The sequence below is a fragment of the Algoriphagus sp. oki45 genome, from assembly GCF_036245605.1.
GTDB lineage: Bacteria > Bacteroidota > Bacteroidia > Cytophagales > Cyclobacteriaceae > Algoriphagus.
Window position 1 is genome coordinate 797712 of record NZ_BTPC01000002.1, and the last position, 19054, is coordinate 816765.

Genomic DNA, 19054 nt, shown 5'->3' on the forward strand with positions numbered 1-19054 from the left:
CAGAATAATACAAATTTAATTCGGAAAATATTTGTTCAGCCAGCTATTTCGGACAGGTTGCCAGAGTTGGTGAAGATCGGATTTGGTTTGGATCAGCGGATTGATCACTTTCTGCTCAAGGGTGACTTGTCCTTCTTGTACTTTACCTTTCAGTCCCAAAGCCGGAAAAACATATACCTCACCCTCCGGACCTTTCAGCGTCACTTTTCCCTGATCGGTCAAGTTGATCCCCAGAATAGATTCCAATTCCCTAAGCACCCTCACCGAGCTGTCAATGGAGCATCCGCTGGTACCCAATTGGCTTTCATCTACAGCCAAAATCAAGATTTGCCTGTCAAGGAGTTGAAATGAAGTCGGCATAGTGTTACCATGGGTATTCCAACCTTCGCAAAATTGCCTCAGTCTTTGCTTGATAATTTCTTGTTCTTTTTCATTCAGTGTCCTGTTGGACTGATAAATCCACACTCGGGCATGCCCTGGCAGCTGATCAAATGGAATGTACATGACGTTTTGTTTGGTCAAAGAAAAACCCTTTCTGCATAACGGCAAAAAGGGTCGAATTGATTCAATGCGATCAATCTTATATGCCCATGTCCTTGGCAATCATCTCAGCAAGATCATAGACCTGCACATCATTTTCCTTTTCCTTGTTTTTGACCCCATCGGTCATCATGGTCAGGCAAAAAGGACATCCTACGGCTATGGCCTGGGCTCCGGTAGCCAAAGCCTCTTCGGTTCGCTCGATGTTGATGTCTTTTTTTCCAGGTTCAGGCTCCTTAAACATCTGGGCACCACCGGCTCCGCAGCAGAGTCCTTTGGTACGGCATCGCTTCATTTCCACCAGTTCTACATCGAGGGCTTTGATTACTTCTCTGGGAGCTTCGTAGACGTCATTGGCTCTTCCCAAATAGCAGGAATCATGGAAGGTGATTTTCTTTCCTTTGAACTCCCCTCCTCCTTGCAGCCTTACTTTTCCTTCATTGATCAGCTGCTGGAGAAACTGGGAATGGTGGATCACCTCATAGTTACCGCCCAGAGCGGGGTATTCATTTTTGATGGTATTAAAGCAATGCGGGCAGGCAGTAACGACTTTTTTCACTTCATAGCCATTCATTACCTGAATATTTGCAACTGCTTGCATTTGGAAAAGAAACTCATTTCCGGCACGTCGTGCAGGATCTCCCGTGCAGGTTTCTTCTGGACCCAAGACAGCAAAGCTGACTCCCACTTTGTTGAGAATTTTGACGAAAGCCTGAGTGACGGCCTTATATCTCTCATCAAATGAGCCTGCGCAGCCCACCCAAAACAATACCTCGGGAGATTGGCCACTGGCGGCCACTTCGGCCATGGTTGGAACTTTGTATGTTGACATTTTTCAGATTTTAGACATTAGACACAAGAAGCTAGAAACCAATGGCGAGAGACAAAGTCATCATCGGACATCGGGCATCCAGCATCGGACTTTTTATTTCATTTCCTCCTCTTTGACTTTATCAGCCCAATTGAAGCGGTCAGATGGGCTGAATTTCCAAGGGGAGAAGCTGGTTTCCATGTTTTGGAACATGGCATTCCATTGGGCAGGTGTGCCGGACTCTTCCATGGCCACGTAGCGTCGAAGCTGAAGTATGATCGATAGCGGGTCGATATTTACCGGACAGGCTTCCACGCAGGCATTGCAGCTGGTGCAGGCGTTGATTTCCTCTTTGGTGATGTAGTCCCCCAAAAGTGCCTTGCCATCTTCTAATCCTGGCCCACCGCTATCAATGCTTTTCCCTACTTCTTCTGCACGATCCCTCACGTCCATCATGATCTTTCGGGGAGAAAGTTTCTTCCCGGTCAGGTTGGCGGGGCATTCTGATGTACATCTTCCGCATTCGGTGCAGGAATAGGCATTCATTACATTGACCCAAGTGAGGTCATTGATATCTTTTGCGCCAAAACGTCCTATCTCAGCCGGAGGCTCGGAGGCAGCTTCACTCTGAATCCCCAGCATCATATTGACCTCATCGGTCACTTCGGGCATGTTTTTGATCTCTCCTTTTGGCTTCAAGTTGGAATACCAGGTATTCGGAAATGCCAAAAAGATATGAAGGTGCTTGGAATAGGTCACGTATACGGCAAAGGCGAGGATACCCACGATATGAAACCACCAGGCAAAACGCTCAATGGCCACCAAAGCCCCATCGGAAAACCCTTCAAATAAAGGCTGCAGCATACTGCTGAAAAACAGCGTTCCCAAGGCCAAGTAGTGTTCATCTCCACGGGAAGCCAAGATCTGATCTGTTGCATTCATGGTAAGGATTGCAAACATCAGGATGATCTCAATCACCAAAATTAAATTTCCGTCAAGCGCAGGCCAGCCTTTCATTTCCGGCTTAGTGAAGCGTTCCACTTTCATTACATTTCTGCGAATCAAAAAGGCCACGCAGGAAATCAACACGGCTACGGCGAGAAATTCAAAAATATTGATAGCTACCGTATAGGCTCCTCCCAATACCGGAGCAAACAGGCGATGAGTGCCCAATATCCCGTCAAGAATGAACTCAAGGACTTCAAGATTGATCACCAAAAAGCCGACATAAATCAACAAGTGAAGAAATGCCGGAATCAGTCGGGCAAACATTTTCTGCTGTCCAAAAGCAACGAGCAGCATCGTCTGCCAGCGTTTTTCCGGTTGGTCATTTCTGGTCTCGCCCTTGCCCAAAAGGATATTTCTTCTCAGAAATTTGATCCTTTTACTCAAAATATACCCCGCAACCCCTAAAATCAGGAGAAATGCGAGCTGAGGTAAGATGCTCATAGTGTTTTAATTAGCAGTTTATTCAAGAATTTGGGTTTATTTTTTTCTGAAAACCATTTGTATCAATTCGGCATATTTCTACCTTTGCATCACTTTACGAAAAGGTGATGTAGCTCAGCTGGTAGAGCATCGGACTGAAAATCCGTGAGTCGGTGGTTCGAGTCCACTCATCACCACCCTCCCGATCCCTCAATGGATCGGGATTTTTTTTGCCCCTTGCTTTCTTGCTTACCGTTGTGTTACTCCTGTTTTTCACCTGTGCAAAATATAAAATAGTCTGCATGCATACTATTTTTTCAACTGAATTTAAAATGAATCTAATCTTTGAGAGATGCTTTATGCTTAGAATCCTTGTTTTTAGAGTAAGGTTTTCGAGAAAATTCTTTTTTTTCTTCCAAGCCTGTAACTTTTCCCGCCTATCTGCATCATCCTACTGAATGAATTCATTTTTCGAGACACACATCTGGCCTTTGAAGGGCAGGCTATACCGAATGGTGTACCTCTGGACCAAGGACCGGGACCTGGCTGAGGATGTGCTCCAGAATGTCTTCGAAAAATCGGTGATCCGACAACATGAATTACGGTCCCATCCCAATCTGGGAGGTTGGCTGGTCAAAAGTCTGAAGAATGAAATGCTGATGCATTACCGCAAAATCAAACCTTTGGACAGCTTGGAAAATGCCGGGGAGATTTCTCAGCCTGAGTCCAACAAACTGGAAACTGAGCAGGAGCATCAGCTGGTTTTGGATCTAGTGGAGGAGCTTTCTCCCAAACAGCGGGATGTATTTCTGCTCCGTGAGGTGGAAGAAATGAGTTATGAAGAAATTTCAACCCATTTGGAAATTCCACTTGACCAAGTGAAAGTAAATCTCCATCGTGCCCGGACGAAAATCCGGGAAAAGCTAATCAACCAAGGAATAAGGCCATGAAAGAAAGAATTGAACATCTGGCAAAGAAATACTGGAATGCCGAATCTACCCTCGAAGAGGAAAGAGAGCTAAAAGAACTCCTGAAAAATGAAGATGGATTTGAGCAGGAGAAGTATCTCTTTGGCATTCTGAATAGATATAGCTCCGCAGAACCTAAGCATATCAAGGTGCCAAGTCCGACCCGTCGACGCATGGTAAATCTTCAGTGGCTGGGATGGGCCGCTTCCTTGGTGCTGTTGGTCAGCTCGGTATGGATATGGAGAGACTATGAGCAAAAACAAGAACAGCGGGAGGCCTATGAACAAGTAACCGAAGCCTTGGCCTTAATCCAATCCAATCTTTCCAAAGGAAAAGAGCAAATGGCACCACTTCAGGATTTGAAATACCTCAATACAACCAATCAACTATTCAACCCTGCACCCTGACTATGAAAAAGATATCCATATTTCTGTTTTTAATCCTCGGCTTGGCAATTACTGCCCAAGCGCAGGATGATGCCATTCAGAAGTTTTTCTCCAAATACATGGAAGACGAGCGATTTTCCAGAGTCTACATTTCTCCAAAGATGATGCAGATGGCTGGTGGTTTCTTGAAAAACAATGCCGACGGAGATCAGGATACTGAGGAACTCGGCATTTTGATCGCAAAAATCAAAGGGATTCGGATTCTTTCCTCTGAGGAAGTCAACGGAAAAGCGCTCTACACTGAGGCCATGGGGACTTTGACCAAAAATAAATATGAGGAGCTGATGGATGTCCAGAACAAAAGCAGCAGTTTGAAATTTATGGTCAGGGAGGAGGGAGGCCTGATTCGGGAGCTGATGATGATTTCCGGTGATGCAAAAAGTTTTTCTCTGATATCCATGCTTGGCAACTTCACCTATGATGACCTGAATATGCTGGCCGAAAAGACCACTATTCCTGGAATGGAACAATACAATAAAGGGTCCAAAGGTCCAAAGAGTAGCAAATAATTTAAACTAAACCATACCGAACTATGAAAAAGCTAATTCTCACTTTATCCCTTTTTGCCCTTGTTTTTGGGGTTCAAGCCCAAAGCAAAAGCATTGCATCGCTCAAGGACAAATACAAAAACAATGACGACTTCTTCCACATGGAGCTTGGAGGCAACTTCATGAATTTCGCCGAAGGGTTCAAAATTGATTTGGATGAAAATGACATGGCCACAGTAGCCAAATCTGTGGAGCGGCTTAATTTTTTCACCCTTCCGGAAGGTGCTCAAGCCATTACTGAATATAAAACCCTGCAAAAAGGACTAGCCAGGGAGAATTATGACCTCTTGATGGAAGCGGCCGAAGGTAAGAGTGGAGTTATGATCTATGGAAAAGGATCTAGAAACTTCTCGGACTTGGTTATTTTGGTAGGGGATGAAAAAGAAGGAGACCTTATCGTGGTCGAACTGAAAGGAAGCTTCACTCAAGAAATGTTGGCCAAAGCCCAAAAGCAAATCAAGTAAAACCATCCATACCGAATCAAAAAAAAAGCCCGTTTTTGGGCTTTTTTTGTTGAAAAACTGCAAAACAGAAAATTTTTTCAAATTTTTTTCCCTCCATACAATCGATTGCGAATCAAGAAAAAATAGAACTCGTGTAGTGACATGATTTTGTAAAATAATTGATTTTCAGAATATAATTTTTCATTTACCAAGAAATCGGAATTTATTGAGTTTCGCTATCGATTGCGATTATATTTTATACTTTTATCAATGAATAGCGTAAATTATTAACAAATCGAAAAAATAATACTTGATTTATTGAAACTATTGTAATTAATGCTCCGTTTAGTAACTTTGTAATGTAATTCGAATTAGCCAATTGGCCCGGTAACCCAAAATTACTCCCTGATGGAAGCTGTCCATCCAGAGGTTACAAATCAAATCAAGCACATATTAAACCAAGTACCCTGATCTCTGTCAAAGGATCAGTTATTGAAATTTAAAACCTATTTAAACCAACTAGTAAAATGAAAAAAATTATGTCCATGCTTTTTGTTGCGGGGATCGTAACAGGAGCGTTCGCTTACAACGAAGACAAACCGGTAGAAATCCGTCAGACTGAACCATCCAAAGTTTTGGTAGCTGTAAAAGAAGCACCTCAAGGACCTATGGTGGTAAAAATTCTCGATGAGCAGAATCAGCTTGTATTGAGAGACCGAATCACAAAAACTGAAGCTTTTGCAAAAAGATATGACTTGAACGCGCTTCCTGAAGGTAAATATCAGATTCAGGTAGCTGATGCCTTCGGTAATTTGAGTTCTTCTACTGTGAATACCGCAGTGGAAACCAAGCCTGAAGTTTATTCCAGAGTGACTGTCTTGGGTGATAATCAGTTCAGACTTTTGGTTTCCGCCTTGGATGCCAAAGACGTAACTGTTCAAATTTTTGACGGAGACAAGCTGATCCATACCGAAACAGTGGAAAATCCTCAAGGACTGCACAAGGTGTATACCATCTCCAAGCCTGCCTTCCCTGAAGCCATCAGCTTTAAGGTGTCTACTGCAGGTGGATTCACTGCCTACGTAGCAAGCAAGTAATTAAGCTAAACCAACTTTTACGAAATCCCTGCTCATTCACTTGAATGGGGATTTTTTTTGGATGGTGCTCTTTTCAGAAAAGCCAGTGCAGAATGATTTTGCCAAAAATGTGGTTTTCCGCACTTGAGGTATCTCTGCCTTGAAAGCTAAGCCCGTAAGAAAAACCGATATTCTTATAGTTGAGAACCAAATCCGCGGTGCAGGACCAGCTTTGGGATGAGGCCTGAAAGCCTGATTCTTGTCTTAAATTTCCCCCATTAATACTGCCGTTCCAAAAAGTTTGCCTCGCAAAAAATCCCAATTGAAAGTACTGTTCGAGGCTTTTGCCTTTTGATCCCACCCTGGTTCCATTAAGTTGGGATACCGAAAGTGGCAGTAAATTTCCTAGGCGAAATATGGGGCCCAGTTGGAGGTTTTGATTCCAATTTCCCAAAGCAGCTCTTCCGGAGAGAGTGATATCTGCAATTGAATTTCCCAGCAAATAAACTTTAGCCCCTGCATAAAGATTGCCCAAAATCGAATTCGGTAGCTGTTTCTCCCAGCCTATTGGCTTTGGAAATCCTGCCAATTCATGATACCAATTATGTAAGTTACCTACACCGGACTGAGGACCCAACAATCCACCCAAGGCGCTGAACTCATAAAACCAGCGGCTTTTTCTCCATTGCATTCCTGACTCAAAAAATACCATTCCTGCAAAAGGCCGCTCAATCGGAAGTCCAATTTTATTTTCCCTCAAATCAGGGGTGTACATTTCCTTTCCGATGGTCACTGAAAAACTCTTGCCATCCCGCAAGTAGCGGTGAAAATCCAAATGGATCCCATTGCTGTAGTAGCGATCCATCCTGCCCGGAATGTAGGCGTCATTTTCCAGTCGGATGGTGATTTGAGACTTTCTGAGCGAATCCGGATCTGCAAGAGCTTCCTTCATCCCCAACAAGAAAAGGAGGATAGCAAAAAAGTGTCGGAAATTCATTTTGAGATTTGCATTGCTTTTTCTGCCACCCTTTTTCCCAATCCAAAGCCTTTTCTCAAAAAAATATCATCCATTTTTTCATTTTCAAATGGCCCCTCTCCGGTAATTGCAGAAGCCCCAAAAGCTGCCTCCACCTCTTCTCCTCCCATCACTATCATCCCGTGAATCAACATGGCTCGGAGAATATCGATCATGACTCCCTCCTCCCCGATGGAAATTCCCCCTCCAGTGACGAACGCCGCCCCGAGTTTATCCATCAAAGGCCTGTTTTCAAATGGCCAGGAATTGATAAACTCCAAAACAGGAGGAGCCGGATTGCCATTGTAAACAGGAGAGCCAACAATAATTGCTTCAGCTTCTAGCAATTCCACTGGATTCACTTCTTCTATAGCCAGGAGTTTTACCTCAATCCCTTCTACAGATTTTGCTCCTTCAGCGACTGCCTCTGCGAGTATCTTCGTATTTCCCGACTGGGAAAAATAAGTAATCAGAACGGTGGGCTGGTTTTGCGAAAAGGCCTGCAAGCCAAAAAACAGAAATAGGCTAAGAAGAGTAAGCACTTGTTTCATTTTATCCTGATCGAGTAGGGGTTGGGCCTTTTCAGACTGTAAGGTAATCAAATGGAACCGTGTCAAAAAAATGATATTTCGGGTAAAAAAGAAAGTCAAAAAAAATCCCGTCAACTTAGCTGACGGGATTTCTTTTTACTTTTTTATCAAATGAATCACTTTTTCCAGCTGGCTTTTCCTCCTTTGGCTGAATCCACCGTGATGGAATAGTTGGAAACAGAAGAAACAATCCAGCGGACTTTTACTGCACCCATACCAGGAACATTGTCCACCGCGATTTTTTCAGGCGAAGACTTTTGCTCCTTGAATTTCTTCATGTCCTCGTCCTCCACTACAAATCCGGCAAGGACTTTGGCACCGGAAAGGGTCACGTAATCCGGCCGCTCGATATTGTATTTCAGATCTTGGCTGGCGTGTGTTGGGATCATCCGCTCATTGAATATGGTGGCTGTGATTGCCTTCAGTCCTCCGCCCAGATCTTCTTCCTTGACGTCCATCACTGAAAGCTTAGGCGTATGGTACCCATGGAAAATAGTGAAGGCGGCATTTCTGTGGGCGTCCTGCTCCAATAGGAAGCCTGGATGAGCGCGGCCGAAGGTCTTTTTGAATCCTCCGATCTCCACGGTGCCAAACTGAGGATGTTCGAATTCTTTCCAGTTGACAAAAGCATCTCCAAAGGTCAGCAATTGATCCACTTTCAGCTGCTCATCCTGATTGCCTCGTCCTGCATTTTTGTGGAAGTAGAGATAAGAAACCATTAACTCATTGGAATAGGTGAAAATTCCTCGGTTTCCATAGAACCAGTCCAATTCCCCGCCAAATACAGAATAGAGATCTTTGTAGACGACAATGTATCTATAGCCTGGAATAATCTCTTCACCCACATTTCCGATGGCATCATAGATTCTTATATCCTCTCTGTTGTAGGTATTGACATCTTCCTCGGCCCCTGGTCCTCTAAGAATCATGCCTCCTGAGTTGTGGAAGCTTTGTGCTGCAGCAATATTGGGATGCTTCATCACGAATTCCATCACAGAGCGGTTTTCAGGAAGTGTAAAAGGATACCTCAATGCACCTCGCTGGATGTAATCGGGCTGCCAGTTCCATCCCCAATCTCTGTTCGGATCGTAATAGCCGATACCGTCATCATTGACCACTCCGTCTCCGTCGTTATCGATTCCTTCCTGACCGATCATTTCGTATTCTCCTACTTGATCCGGTCCGACCTGCATCAATTTTCTCGGGTCAAGAGGGTCTTTGATAAATCTTCCTGTTGGAGATTTGCGGATCATCATCGTGATGTTGCCATCTCCATCCAGATCATCCATGCGGTCTTCTCCGGCTTCTCCGTCGCCATCGTTGTCCAATACGAGCATACCCGAACGAGGAGAGCTGGCTGTATTGGGTTCTTTGAAGAAATTGTTTCTAGCGTCGGGATTAATAGTCGGAGTGATGTAGAAGGTCTTATCCTTCAAGAGCTGCTTGATAAATTCATTATCGGCGTGCATTTCCGTCAGATACCAAGCCAGATACAGAGAAAATTCCCCGCCTTGGATTTCATTGGAATGGATATTTCCATCAATCCACATGGCTGGCTTATCTGTGTCTTTTCCGGTGGAAAAGTCCGTGATGGTGATCGTCAGGATGTCTCTGCCTTCTACAGATTTGCCAATAGACTCTACCTTGGCTAATCCCGGATGCGCAGCGGCGATTTTCTTCATCCAGTCCCAAAGTCCTTCTGCACTGTAGTAGCGGTTCCAGGCGATTTCGACTTTTGGTTTATGGGGTGTTCCAATGGCCCGGAAGAAATTTTCCTGTTGGGCATTGACTTTCATTGCTCCCAGACTCAATGCTCCCAAAGCCAGGGTGGCTAGTATTTTCTTGGTATTCATCATCTTCATGGCTTAGAGTTTGACAGTTTGGGTTACAAATCCGGTATGGGCAGCTCCTGCTTTGATATTTACATTGCCGCTTCCTCTTACTATCCAGGATAGGGTCACTTTCTCATAGGCCCCCATGGAGTCCAATAACTTGATTTTGTCACCGGAAATCAGTTTGTCACCGGATGCATCGATATCTATCCGGATTTTTCTCAGCCATCGGGACCTTGCACCCATCTCAGAGTGAGTGGGAAGCGGGGCTTTGTTGAAAAGATCAACCGTGATTCGGGTCAAGCCATTGCCGAGCGCCTCAGTTTTCAGATTGTGAAGCTCCAGCTTAGGCTGCATGGCAGCTAGTTTTAGAATAAACTCTGTATGCTCTTCTGCTATTTCTCCCACTTTTTCAAAAGGAGGATTCACCAGTACAAAAGGCTTGACTCCTCCCACTTCCACTTTTTGGTTGGGGAAATCAGGATGCTGTACTTCAGTCCAAGGAACAAAAGAATTCCATCCCAAAGAATCCGCCCATGCCAGATAGTTGGCCTCGGGATTGGTTTTTCCTTTGAATTCCGGAGTCCAATACCCTGGGGTCGAGAAGCTCAGTCGGGCAAAATGGAAATAAGCCCATTGGAAGAAGTCCCCGTCTGTTCCCTGATTGCTTTGCTGAAATGCTTTTTGGCTTACCGTTTTATTATACATCTCGGAGACCATGGCGTTGATGGCTTGGTCTTTTTCCAAAATGGAAGTCACCACTCGTTTCCTTGCGTCGGAAGCGTTAAACTTCAACGGAGCGCTTAGATTATTTGCAGGGGAAAAAGTGACAAAAGCGAAGATGTTCCATTGCTCAAAGAGGTAGTCCAAGAGTGCCCTTGTTTCCTTTTCAGATGCGGCGATATCTCCCGCCAAAGGTTCAAAAACGGGGAATTTGTAGGTTAGATTTTTATTGAATGCAATGCCTTCCTTCAGGTCTTCGGCAAATTTTCCGTCTTTGTCATCGTCTTTGGACTCTTTGAATACCCTGTATTTTCCGGCTTCACCTTTGGATCGGTCAGCTTTGACCAAGACTCGCTCATCTTCTTTGGACACCGTCCATTCTCCCATCGGATCTTCCACTCGCATCCAGGTGATCAGTCCGTCACCATTCAGATCCGTGTAGCCGTTGTCATTGGGTGTGCCGTCCCGGTCGTGGTCTGCTGAGTTGGCGTTTCCTCTCCGCTCATATTTCAGCGCGGCATGATATTGCTCATAAGCATCAGGAGACATATTAGGGAAAATGTAAAAAGTGGTCGCCTCCAAAGCGTCTGAGTGCTCAGCGATCAGCTTCTCTGCAAACTGCAGGGCCAATTCCACACTGAGTACATGGAAGCCTTCCACTCCACCGACTACTGCGATGGCCGGCTTCTGATCCAGATTTCCTTTGCCGATTTTGAGGACTTGGATGTCCTTGCCTCCAAGGGTTTGGGTAAGAGTTTTGAGCTCTACGGAAGGATTACCTCCGAGTTTTTGGAGTCTTTGATTGACCTGACTGAGTGTGGGGTAGTCACCTTGGGCAAAAGCATGGCCCCCAAGTAATGCCCCAAATATCAGCCCGGTGAGTAAGAATTTTCTCATAGAAATAAGATTGGGTTGATTCTGAAATCGGGTTAAGAATTAGTAGGGAAGTTTACTAAAAAATGCCGGTTTATCGAGAAGTCCTTTTTGAAGCGGGGGAAAAGATTCTCTATCGGATTGGGTTTGGGATAAATGGCTGAAGGAAAGAAGTGGTTTGCGAATTCGTTTAATTTTCCTTATTTGAGGGATTGAAGCAGAATACCATGTATCAGAAAATAGGATTGGCTTTGGCTTTTTCCCCAAGAATGGAGGCCTTGATAGCAGAAGCAAAAAGGCTGGTGGATCTCTTTGACGGGGAATTGATTTTAATTCATGTTGGGGTAAAAACTCCCGAACTCGAGTCCCGATTGAGTGAGATTTTTGACAAGCATTGTTCTTCCCTGAGAAGAGTCAAGATACTTTGGAAAGAAGGCAAACCTGCAAAACAAATCCTGGAGACGTGTGCTGAAGAAAAGGTGGATTTGCTCATTTTGGGGGCATTGAAAAAAGAAGGCCTTTTGACTTATTACCTTGGTTCCGTGGCAAGAAAAATCATCCGTAAAGCCAACTGTTCCCTACTTACGCTGATTGAGCCAAGGCTGGAAACGACAGCTTTCTCCCAAGTGGTCATCAACGGTACCCAGCTGGAAATCACGCCAAAAGTGATCCAGCGTGGAATAGATTTTTCCAAAAAAGTTGAGTCTAAGAATGTCCACATACTCAATGAAATCAAAATGTACGGTTTGGTCATGGGTACAGCGAGTGAGGATTCGGAAGATGAGGTTTCTGGAACGAGGAGAAAACTTGTGCAGGACGAAATTGATTATGTGGAGGAGAATTTAAAAGGATTGGACTTGGGAGATCTGAAAATTAACATAAAAGTGACTGGTGGAAGGTGGGCCACGGAGCTGGCCAGATATTGTGAAAAAATAAATGCAGATCTTCTGGTCATGGGAGATGACCGAAAGCTCAATTTTTTTGATCGGTTATTTCCGCATGACTTGGAAGACTTATTGGGCAATTTGCCTTGTAACCTATTGATGATAAAAAGTTAATTACTTCCATGGAAACATTAAACCATAAGGAGGTCATTAACCTTCTGCTTCAACTCGCATCTATGCTCATCATGGCAAGGGTGTTTTCTGAAATTGCCAGAAAGCTCAAGCAGCCTGCTGTAGTGGGGGAGATTCTGGCAGGAATCATCCTAGGGCCGACTATTTTGGGTATGCTGATGCCGGATTTTTATGCCAGTCTATTCAGCTCCCATTCCATGACCAATATTGCCTTGGATGGCTTTGTGCAGATTGCTGTGGTCTTGCTCTTGTTCATTGCCGGGATCGAAGTAGAGCTTCAGGTAGTTTGGAGTCAAGGCAAAAACGCCCTCAAGATTGCTTTGGCTTCCATGATATTACCCATCATAGCAGGCTTTGTAGTGGCTTATGCATTTCCAGAGTTTCTGGGGGTCAATATCAATGATCGGATTGTAGCGTCGACGTTTTTTGGGCTTGCCATTTCCATCACTGCCTTGGCCGTAGTAGCGAGAGTGCTTATGGATTTGAATCTATTCAAAACCAAAACCGGGCTCTTAATTATCGCAGGAGCTATGGTGGTCGATGTGGTAGGGTGGATTGTCTTTTCGGTGATTCTTTCTCTTTCCGAATCTGGCAAAGAGGGGCTGGGAGTCTGGCCTACGATAGGGCTTACGCTGTTTTTCACCGTATTTATGCTTACAGGAGGCAAAGGTCTGATCAATAGAGTCTTGCCCTGGACGAATAAAAACCTGGCTTGGCCCGGGGGTCTGCTTTCCCTTTCATTGGCGATTTGCTTTCTGGCGGCTTCATTTACAGAGTTTATAGGGATTCATGCCATTTTCGGTGCATTCATAATCGGGGTGGCTTTGGGGGATTCCGAGCATTTGACAGAAAAAGCCAAGGAAATTCTCCATCAGTTTATCAACAATATTTTCGCTCCGATCTTCTTTGTGAGTATCGGGTTGAAGGTCAATTTCATTGAAGCCTTTGATCTAGGCGTAGTGGGTGTGGTGGTGATTGTAGGTTTATTGACCAAATATTTCGGGGCCTATCTCGGGGCCCGTTTTGCAGGATTGAAAAGAAACAAGTCCATGGTAGTGGGCTTTGGACTGAGTACCAGAGGAAGTATGGATATTATTCTTGGGCTGATAGCCTTGGAATATGGAATGGTCTCCGAATCACTGTTTATTGGTTTGGTGATTTTGGCCCTTTTATCCAGTATTCTGTCAGGTCCACTGATGGGTTGGGCCGAAAATCTCAAGCTGTCTCCCTCTTCTAAATAAGCGATTGAAAGTTTCCATCGGTTTTTTTCGAACAAAGGGACTAATTTTGGACTTTTCGAAAGGAACCTGAATATCACCCATGAGTAAAAACAAAGCAAAGATTGGCGTCCTGTTGGTCAATCTCGGAACTCCAGACAGTACCAAAACAGGAGATGTCCGCAAATACCTCCGCGAATTTTTAATGGATGGACGCGTGATCGACTTTCCATTGATTCCACGCTGGATGCTGGTCAATCTGATTATTGCCCCCTTCCGCGCGCCCAAATCTGCAGGAGAATACCGAAAGCTTTGGACGGATAGAGGTTCACCTTTGCTGTTTCACACAGAAGACCTTCGGGACAAACTGATCCAAAAGCTTGACCCGGAGAAATATCTGGTCTCTATTGCAATGCGTTATCAGAATCCGAGCATTGAGAAAGGGCTTGAGGTATTGATGAAGGCTAAGGTGAAAAAAATCATCGTTCTTCCCCTTTTCCCACAGTATGCTTCAGCCACCAATGGTTCCGTAATAGACAAAGTGATGGAGATTGTCCGCACTTGGCAGATTATTCCTGAAATCTCCTTCATTAGCAACTATGTGGATCATCCGCTTTTTCTGGAAGCTTGGGCCGAACTCGGACGGGAGGCTATGGCGAAGGGGGATTATGACCGATATCTTTTTTCTTACCATGGTCTGCCTGAGAGACAGATCAGAAAAGGCAGTGTAGAGGGATACTGTCAGCTCGGAGCCTGCTGCAATAAGTATGGGCTCAAAAACCAATTTTGCTACCGGGCACAATGTTTTCAAACGACCCGTCTGGTTGCTGAAAAGCTCGGACTTCCCGAAGATAAAGTCGTAACCTGTTTCCAATCCCGACTGGGTAAAGATCCTTGGATCAAGCCTTACACTGAGGACATGATCAAGGATTTGGCAAAAGAAGGAGTGAAAAAAGTATTGGTTTTCTCTCCAGCCTTTGTAGCAGACTGCCTGGAAACGACCGTAGAGGTGGGTGAAGAATACAAGGAGCAGTTTGAGGAGCTGGGAGGGGAGCATTGGGAGCTGGTACCCAGCCTTAATTCTAATGATACTTGGGTGGAATGCGTTAAGGATTTGGTGGAATCGAGGGCTTAATTTTACTTCACCTTTAAGTAATCCGAAAAATTTACGATTTCAGACTTACGATTTACGACATTCATGTGGGCTCAGCGACCCCCTTTTTAATCTACATTTTCAAAAGCTCAAGGCTTCATGTTAGGAATCAAAGCTTTAGAAATTAGGGTTGAGGTTCCTTAATATATCGTAAATCGTACTTCGTAAATCGTACTTCTTACTACCCTAATGTCTAATACTACCAGCAAAGCCCTCCTAATTCTCGGCATCATTTTGATCTCAATCAATCTCAGGACTTCGATCGCCTCTGTGGGGCCGTTGATTCCCTTTATTCGGGAAGATTTGGGGATTTCCAATGGTTTGGCGGGATTTCTTACCACCCTTTCCTTGATTACATTTGCCCTATTTTCTCTTTTTGCACCGGCTATTGGGAAAAGGTTGGGGCTGGGAAGAGCAATCTTTGCAGGTATTGCCCTTTTATCTGTAGGTGTGGTAATCCGGGTTTTGGGAGGCATTGAGTTGCTCTACTTTGGAACTGCTTTGACGGGAATAGGAATCGTGATTGCCAATGTATTGATGATTCCTTTTTTCAAAGCCCGGCTTCCAGAGAAAATTGGGCTTTTCACCGCTATCCTTTCTACCGGAATGTCTCTTTTTGCGGCCATTGCTTCCGGGGTGAGTGTTCCCTTGTCCCAGGAGCTAGGTTTGGGTTGGAGAGGATCTTTGGCCTCTTGGGTTGGGCTGATGATTTTGGCCTTAGTCGTTTGGATTCCCCAACTTAGCTCCCGGATCAATCCCCGTAGAACCAGTGTATTGACTGGAAAAAATGTATGGAAAAGCAAATTGGCCTGGCAGGTGACGCTCTTTATGGGGGCACAATCAGTGATGTACTTTACCATGATTACCTGGCTTCCCGATATGTTTATTGCCCGTGGGATGTCTGCATCCAAGGCAGGCTTGGCCTTGTCCTATCTCCAGCTGATTTCGCTCATTGGTACTTTTTTTATTCCCGGCCTGCTGATGAAGCTCAAGGAGCAGTCCCGGGTGATTTTGATCGTTGGGCTCGGGTATTTGTTGGGTTACTCTGCCTTGTTTTTGCATCAGGAATGGATTACCTTTTTGGCATTGACCATAATAGGGATTGGAAGTGGGGCTAGCCTGAGCATAGCTTATACGCTAATCTCTCTCCGAACAGCCGATGACCTGACTACTTCCAGACTTTCGGGGATGGTTCAGTCTGCAGGCTATGTGCTTGCTGCCCTTGGTCCTTTGGTATTTGGTATTTCATTGGACCTGTTTTCCAATTGGAATCTGCTTATAGGATTTCTCCTGGTGATGACGATTCAGTTTATCTATTTTGGACTTCCTGCGGGGAGAGACAGGAAGATTTAGTGCAGATTCTTTCTCGGTTTTGTCTTCCTTGCCGCCGAAAGGGCTAATTTTGCGCATCCCATCTTTCTATTCCCATGCAAGATTTCTTTCATTCTCTGGGTATCTCTGATCAGTTGCTGAACTACGTCCTGATGCCTTTGCTTATATTCTTTGCTAGGATAGGTGACGTGTCTATCAATACGCTCAGGATCATGTTTATGATGAACGGGAAGAAGTCCATTGTCCCTGTATTGGGCTTTTTTGAAGCCATGATTTGGCTTTTGGCGATCGGGCAGATATTCCAAAATGTAAACAATCCCTTTTCCTACATTGCCTATGCCGGAGGGTTTGCCATGGGGACCTATGTAGGGATGACTTTGGATGAAAAACTTGCCCTAGGTCGGGTGCTGGTCCGGGTGATTACCCCACATCCTTTACCTCAGTTGATTGATTTCATGAAGGAAAAGAATTACCGCTTCACCAGTGTAGGCGCAGAGGGAAGGTATGGCAAAGTCAATCTTCTTTTTACCGTGATGAAGCGGGATCAGCTGCAGACTTTCATCGGAAAGGTGAAGGAATGTGACGAACGAGCCTTTTACACCATAGAAAGTGTAAAGCGGGTCTCCGAAGAAGACTTGAATATCATGGAAGATAAGCCCAGATTCCGGTCAAGACTTTTCAGTAGAGCCAGAACCTGATGGGCAATACGTGGTTTCAGTTTCAGCAGTTCCGGGTGGAGCAGGATCGCTGTGCGATGAAGATCAGCACGGATTCGGTTTTATTGGGCACTTTGGTTCAAGGTGAGTCGGCTAGTCGAATTTTGGATATTGGTACTGGCACGGGGGTGATTGCTTTGATCCTGGCTCAGCGTTTTCCCAAAGCCCAGATTCAGGCGGTAGAGCTCGATGAGGAGGCCGGGAATCAGGCCTCTGAAAATTTTGCAAAAAGTCCATTTTCAACCAGGCTAAATCTAGTCAAAGGCCGTTTTCAGGAGTTCCCGGAAAAGGAACAGTTTGACCTTTTGGTCAGTAATCCTCCTTATTTTCCCAATCACCTTAAAGCCAGTGATCCCAGAAGAAATCAGGCATTGCATACTGATGAGCTGTCTTTTTGGGAATTGCTTGAAAAAGCAGGCAAACTTTTGAGCGAAGAAGGGAGTCTTTGGATGATTTTGCCTCCAGCCCAGATGAAAGAGTTTGAGGGTTTGTCAGGAAAACAATCCCTTTTCCCCAAGAAATTGATTTCGGTGAAGGATTCTGCTGATTCCAAAGTAATCAGGCAGGTAGTGCAGTTCCAAAGGAAAATGGAGCTTCAGGTCGAGGAAGAGTTGATTCTAAAGGAAAGCGACGGGAGTTTTTCTGCGTCTTATTCCCGACTTATTTCAGGATTTCTTTTGGGGTTTTGATCCAAATTCAATCAGATTTTTTGATTTATGCTAAAATGTCTTTCTATTTAGAGTCCAAAAGACCCAAGAATAATCTTTTTTCTATTTTTGCTAGCTATTTAATTACCACATTCCATGCGTAAATTACTATCCCTGAGCCTACTACTTGTGCTCATAGGAGGATGGGCTTGCACCGAAGAAATTGAAACGCCTATCATCGTAGCCACCGAGGATGTGCTTTTCGTCGGAGGAAGCAATGTCAGACTTTCAGGCAGATTGATCACCAATCGTGAAGTTGCTGCCACGGATCACGGGTTTCTGATTGCAGAGACTGAGGCCTTCACCTCTCCCATTACCATTTCTTTAGGAACCAAAGACAGTCCTGGCCGATTTATCGGGGAAACTTCGGGCCTAAAGATTGATCAACAATACTGGGTGAAAGCTTTCTCCGAAGTAGAAGGGCAGCAATTATTTGGAGAGGTCATTACCATCCGTACGCTGACCCCTCAATTGGATGAATTTTTTCCGACCTTTTCGAAAGCTGGAGAAATCATGACTATCCAAGGCAGAAATCTTTCTGAAGATACCCGGGTGTTTTTTGGAAATCAGGAAGCACAGATTCTCTCCAATCAGTTTGAGTCAAGACTCACGGTAAGAATCCCTCCTGCTTCAGGAAGTACGCTGGTACCTGTACGAATTCAGATCCAAGAGGATATCGTTGAATTTTCCCAGCCTTTCGAGTATCAGGCCGGCAGATTTACCCTAGTGGGGCAATTTCCCGAATCAGTCCGGATTTACAATACGGTTTCCTTCACCAATCAGGCAGGATTTCATGTGGGCTTGGGAAATATTCGTCTATCTTCTTCTTATTCCAAAATACAGCGATTTGATCCAAGCACCCTTTCCTGGAGTGAAGTAAACTTTCCCGGGAATCCAAGATCCTTTGCTTTTGCAAGCCCAGGGTATTTGGGTGGTGGTGCAGTGGAGCTAGGCTTCAATTCTTTTGAATTTGATCGGTCTTTTTGGAAAATCAACGGGAGCACCTTCGAGCGGTTGGCAGATTTGCCTTTTCAAGGAAGGGAGCAGTTAGCCTTGGAAATCAACGGGGAGCTTTTCGTCATGGGAGGAATCGACCCGGGAGCGAATGATATCTGGAAATATTCCCCGACTACAAAATCATGGTCAAGAGTAGGAAATGCTCCATTTTTCCTCCACAATGGCACCCCTCACTTTGTCTATCAAAACAAAGGCTACGTAGTGAACACTTCCGGGGAACTGTATGAATTTAATCCGCAATCCATCAGTTGGACTTTTAAATCGGTCTATCCCGGCAGTTTGGGTGATGGCTACGGAATGGCTGCTGTGGATGGAAACAAAGCATGGATAGGCTTATACAGAAGGATTCAGGAAATTTTCGAGCTGGATCTGAATACCTTTTCCTGGAAGGCAAAAAATTCCTTTGAAGGCTTTCCAAGAAGCATAAATCTGGGCTCTTTCGTCTATCAGGGTGAAATCTATATCTTAAGGGGCCCTGAAATTTCCGTCACCGGAGAATTGCCTCTAGAACTATTCAAATTTGATCCCAACGGTCTTTAAGCT

The 19054-nt window shown here is 44.8% G+C and carries 19 protein-coding genes and 1 tRNA gene; 13 read left to right on the top strand and 7 right to left on the bottom strand.

Annotated features, from left to right (window positions below; all coding sequences use genetic code 11):
* Positions 1-15: 15 nt before the first annotated feature.
* The 3 genes from AAA942_RS12985 to AAA942_RS12995 all read right to left on the bottom strand — a co-directional run bounded on the left by AAA942_RS12985 (position 16) and on the right by AAA942_RS12995 (position 2800).
* Positions 16-504 carry a hypothetical protein gene (locus AAA942_RS12985; protein ID WP_338220706.1) on the bottom strand — a complete coding sequence of 163 codons (489 nt, stop codon included), beginning with the start codon at positions 502-504 and terminating at the stop codon, positions 16-18.
* 76 nt (positions 505-580) lie between these two features.
* Positions 581-1372 carry a (Fe-S)-binding protein gene (locus AAA942_RS12990; protein ID WP_338220707.1) on the bottom strand — a complete coding sequence of 264 codons (792 nt, stop codon included), beginning with the start codon at positions 1370-1372 and terminating at the stop codon, positions 581-583.
* A gap of 93 nt (positions 1373-1465) precedes the next feature.
* Positions 1466-2800 carry a 4Fe-4S dicluster domain-containing protein gene (locus AAA942_RS12995; protein WP_338220708.1) on the bottom strand — a complete coding sequence of 445 codons (1335 nt, stop codon included), beginning with the start codon at positions 2798-2800 and terminating at the stop codon, positions 1466-1468.
* Between the two features lie 103 nt (positions 2801-2903).
* On the opposite strand from AAA942_RS12995, the gene AAA942_RS13000 reads away from it, so the two are divergent.
* The 6 genes from AAA942_RS13000 (at position 2904) to AAA942_RS13025 (ending at position 6281) form a co-directional block, all read left to right on the top strand.
* Positions 2904-2976 (top strand) — tRNA-Phe (locus tag AAA942_RS13000).
* Between the two features lie 261 nt (positions 2977-3237).
* A complete protein-coding gene (locus AAA942_RS13005; protein WP_338220709.1) occupies positions 3238-3729 on the top strand; it encodes an RNA polymerase sigma factor in 492 nt (163 codons plus the stop codon).
* Positions 3726-4154, top strand: coding sequence for a hypothetical protein (locus AAA942_RS13010; protein ID WP_338220710.1), 429 nt, complete (start codon positions 3726-3728; stop codon positions 4152-4154). The genes AAA942_RS13005 and AAA942_RS13010 overlap by 4 nt, the downstream gene beginning before the upstream one ends.
* Positions 4155-4156: 2 nt before the next feature.
* Positions 4157-4702: a DUF4252 domain-containing protein gene (locus tag AAA942_RS13015; RefSeq protein ID WP_338220711.1), complete on the top strand. Its 546-nt coding sequence runs from the start codon at positions 4157-4159 to the stop codon at positions 4700-4702.
* 23 nt (positions 4703-4725) lie between these two features.
* Positions 4726-5205 (top strand): DUF4252 domain-containing protein, encoded by a 480-nt coding sequence (locus AAA942_RS13020; RefSeq protein WP_338220712.1) that lies wholly within the window; start codon positions 4726-4728, stop codon positions 5203-5205.
* A 506-nt stretch (positions 5206-5711) separates the two neighbouring features.
* Positions 5712-6281 carry a hypothetical protein gene (locus AAA942_RS13025; RefSeq protein ID WP_338220713.1) on the top strand — a complete coding sequence of 190 codons (570 nt, stop codon included), beginning with the start codon at positions 5712-5714 and terminating at the stop codon, positions 6279-6281.
* A gap of 73 nt (positions 6282-6354) precedes the next feature.
* Here the strand turns inward: AAA942_RS13025 and AAA942_RS13030 are convergent, their stop codons facing one another.
* From AAA942_RS13030 to AAA942_RS13045, 4 genes are all read right to left on the bottom strand, one after another.
* Positions 6355-7257 carry a lipid A-modifier LpxR family protein gene (locus AAA942_RS13030; RefSeq protein WP_338220714.1) on the bottom strand — a complete coding sequence of 301 codons (903 nt, stop codon included), beginning with the start codon at positions 7255-7257 and terminating at the stop codon, positions 6355-6357.
* The gene (locus AAA942_RS13035; RefSeq protein ID WP_338220715.1) at positions 7254-7892 is read right to left on the bottom strand and encodes a flavodoxin family protein; all 639 of its coding nucleotides are present in this window, start codon (positions 7890-7892) and stop codon (positions 7254-7256) included. Before AAA942_RS13035 ends, AAA942_RS13030 begins: the two co-directional genes overlap by 4 nt.
* Before the next feature lie 89 nt (positions 7893-7981).
* A complete protein-coding gene (locus AAA942_RS13040) occupies positions 7982-9718 on the bottom strand; it encodes a M14 family metallopeptidase (protein WP_338220900.1) in 1737 nt (578 codons plus the stop codon).
* 12 nt (positions 9719-9730) lie between these two features.
* The gene (locus tag AAA942_RS13045; RefSeq protein ID WP_338220716.1) at positions 9731-11317 is read right to left on the bottom strand and encodes a M14 family metallopeptidase; all 1587 of its coding nucleotides are present in this window, start codon (positions 11315-11317) and stop codon (positions 9731-9733) included.
* A gap of 203 nt (positions 11318-11520) precedes the next feature.
* On the opposite strand from AAA942_RS13045, the gene AAA942_RS13050 reads away from it, so the two are divergent.
* The 7 genes from AAA942_RS13050 (at position 11521) to AAA942_RS13080 (ending at position 19051) form a co-directional block, all read left to right on the top strand.
* Positions 11521-12351: a universal stress protein gene (locus AAA942_RS13050; RefSeq protein WP_338220717.1), complete on the top strand. Its 831-nt coding sequence runs from the start codon at positions 11521-11523 to the stop codon at positions 12349-12351.
* Positions 12352-12359: 8 nt separating this feature from the next.
* Positions 12360-13610, top strand: a complete 1251-nt coding sequence (locus tag AAA942_RS13055) for a cation:proton antiporter (protein WP_338220718.1) — start codon at positions 12360-12362, stop codon at positions 13608-13610.
* A 79-nt stretch (positions 13611-13689) separates the two neighbouring features.
* Complete coding sequence (hemH, locus tag AAA942_RS13060) at positions 13690-14721, top strand: ferrochelatase (protein ID WP_338220719.1); 1032 nt, start codon at positions 13690-13692, stop codon at positions 14719-14721.
* A gap of 207 nt (positions 14722-14928) precedes the next feature.
* Positions 14929-16092 (top strand): CynX/NimT family MFS transporter, encoded by a 1164-nt coding sequence (locus tag AAA942_RS13065; protein ID WP_338220720.1) that lies wholly within the window; start codon positions 14929-14931, stop codon positions 16090-16092.
* Positions 16093-16166: 74 nt separating this feature from the next.
* Positions 16167-16769, top strand: a complete 603-nt coding sequence (locus AAA942_RS13070; RefSeq protein ID WP_338220721.1) for a DUF2179 domain-containing protein — start codon at positions 16167-16169, stop codon at positions 16767-16769.
* Positions 16769-17476, top strand: a complete 708-nt coding sequence (locus AAA942_RS13075; protein WP_338220722.1) for a tRNA1(Val) (adenine(37)-N6)-methyltransferase — start codon at positions 16769-16771, stop codon at positions 17474-17476. Before AAA942_RS13070 ends, AAA942_RS13075 begins: the two co-directional genes overlap by 1 nt.
* A 114-nt stretch (positions 17477-17590) precedes the next feature.
* A complete protein-coding gene (locus tag AAA942_RS13080) occupies positions 17591-19051 on the top strand; it encodes an IPT/TIG domain-containing protein (protein ID WP_338220723.1) in 1461 nt (486 codons plus the stop codon).
* Positions 19052-19054 lie beyond the last annotated feature (3 nt).

What these genes read in the sequence shown, in the direction of transcription:
- AAA942_RS12985 (WP_338220706.1), bottom strand. Translation starts at nt 504, where the DNA reads ATGTACATTCCATTTGATCAGCTGCCAGGGCATGCCCGAGTGTGGATT.
- AAA942_RS12990 (WP_338220707.1), bottom strand. Translation starts at nt 1,372, where the DNA reads ATGTCAACATACAAAGTTCCAACCATGGCCGAAGTGGCCGCCAGTGGC.
- AAA942_RS12995 (WP_338220708.1), bottom strand. Translation starts at nt 2,800, where the DNA reads ATGAGCATCTTACCTCAGCTCGCATTTCTCCTGATTTTAGGGGTTGCG.
- AAA942_RS13005 (WP_338220709.1), top strand. Translation starts at nt 3,238, where the DNA reads ATGAATTCATTTTTCGAGACACACATCTGGCCTTTGAAGGGCAGGCTA.
- AAA942_RS13010 (WP_338220710.1), top strand. Translation starts at nt 3,726, where the DNA reads ATGAAAGAAAGAATTGAACATCTGGCAAAGAAATACTGGAATGCCGAA.
- AAA942_RS13015 (WP_338220711.1), top strand. Translation starts at nt 4,157, where the DNA reads ATGAAAAAGATATCCATATTTCTGTTTTTAATCCTCGGCTTGGCAATT.
- AAA942_RS13020 (WP_338220712.1), top strand. Translation starts at nt 4,726, where the DNA reads ATGAAAAAGCTAATTCTCACTTTATCCCTTTTTGCCCTTGTTTTTGGG.
- AAA942_RS13025 (WP_338220713.1), top strand. Translation starts at nt 5,712, where the DNA reads ATGAAAAAAATTATGTCCATGCTTTTTGTTGCGGGGATCGTAACAGGA.
- AAA942_RS13030 (WP_338220714.1), bottom strand. Translation starts at nt 7,257, where the DNA reads ATGAATTTCCGACACTTTTTTGCTATCCTCCTTTTCTTGTTGGGGATG.
- AAA942_RS13040 (WP_338220900.1), bottom strand. Translation starts at nt 9,718, where the DNA reads ATGAATACCAAGAAAATACTAGCCACCCTGGCTTTGGGAGCATTGAGT.
- AAA942_RS13045 (WP_338220716.1), bottom strand. Translation starts at nt 11,317, where the DNA reads ATGAGAAAATTCTTACTCACCGGGCTGATATTTGGGGCATTACTTGGG.
- AAA942_RS13050 (WP_338220717.1), top strand. Translation starts at nt 11,521, where the DNA reads ATGTATCAGAAAATAGGATTGGCTTTGGCTTTTTCCCCAAGAATGGAG.
- AAA942_RS13055 (WP_338220718.1), top strand. Translation starts at nt 12,360, where the DNA reads ATGGAAACATTAAACCATAAGGAGGTCATTAACCTTCTGCTTCAACTC.
- hemH (WP_338220719.1), top strand. Translation starts at nt 13,690, where the DNA reads ATGAGTAAAAACAAAGCAAAGATTGGCGTCCTGTTGGTCAATCTCGGA.
- AAA942_RS13065 (WP_338220720.1), top strand. Translation starts at nt 14,929, where the DNA reads ATGTCTAATACTACCAGCAAAGCCCTCCTAATTCTCGGCATCATTTTG.
- AAA942_RS13070 (WP_338220721.1), top strand. Translation starts at nt 16,167, where the DNA reads ATGCAAGATTTCTTTCATTCTCTGGGTATCTCTGATCAGTTGCTGAAC.
- AAA942_RS13075 (WP_338220722.1), top strand. Translation starts at nt 16,769, where the DNA reads ATGGGCAATACGTGGTTTCAGTTTCAGCAGTTCCGGGTGGAGCAGGAT.
- AAA942_RS13080 (WP_338220723.1), top strand. Translation starts at nt 17,591, where the DNA reads ATGCGTAAATTACTATCCCTGAGCCTACTACTTGTGCTCATAGGAGGA.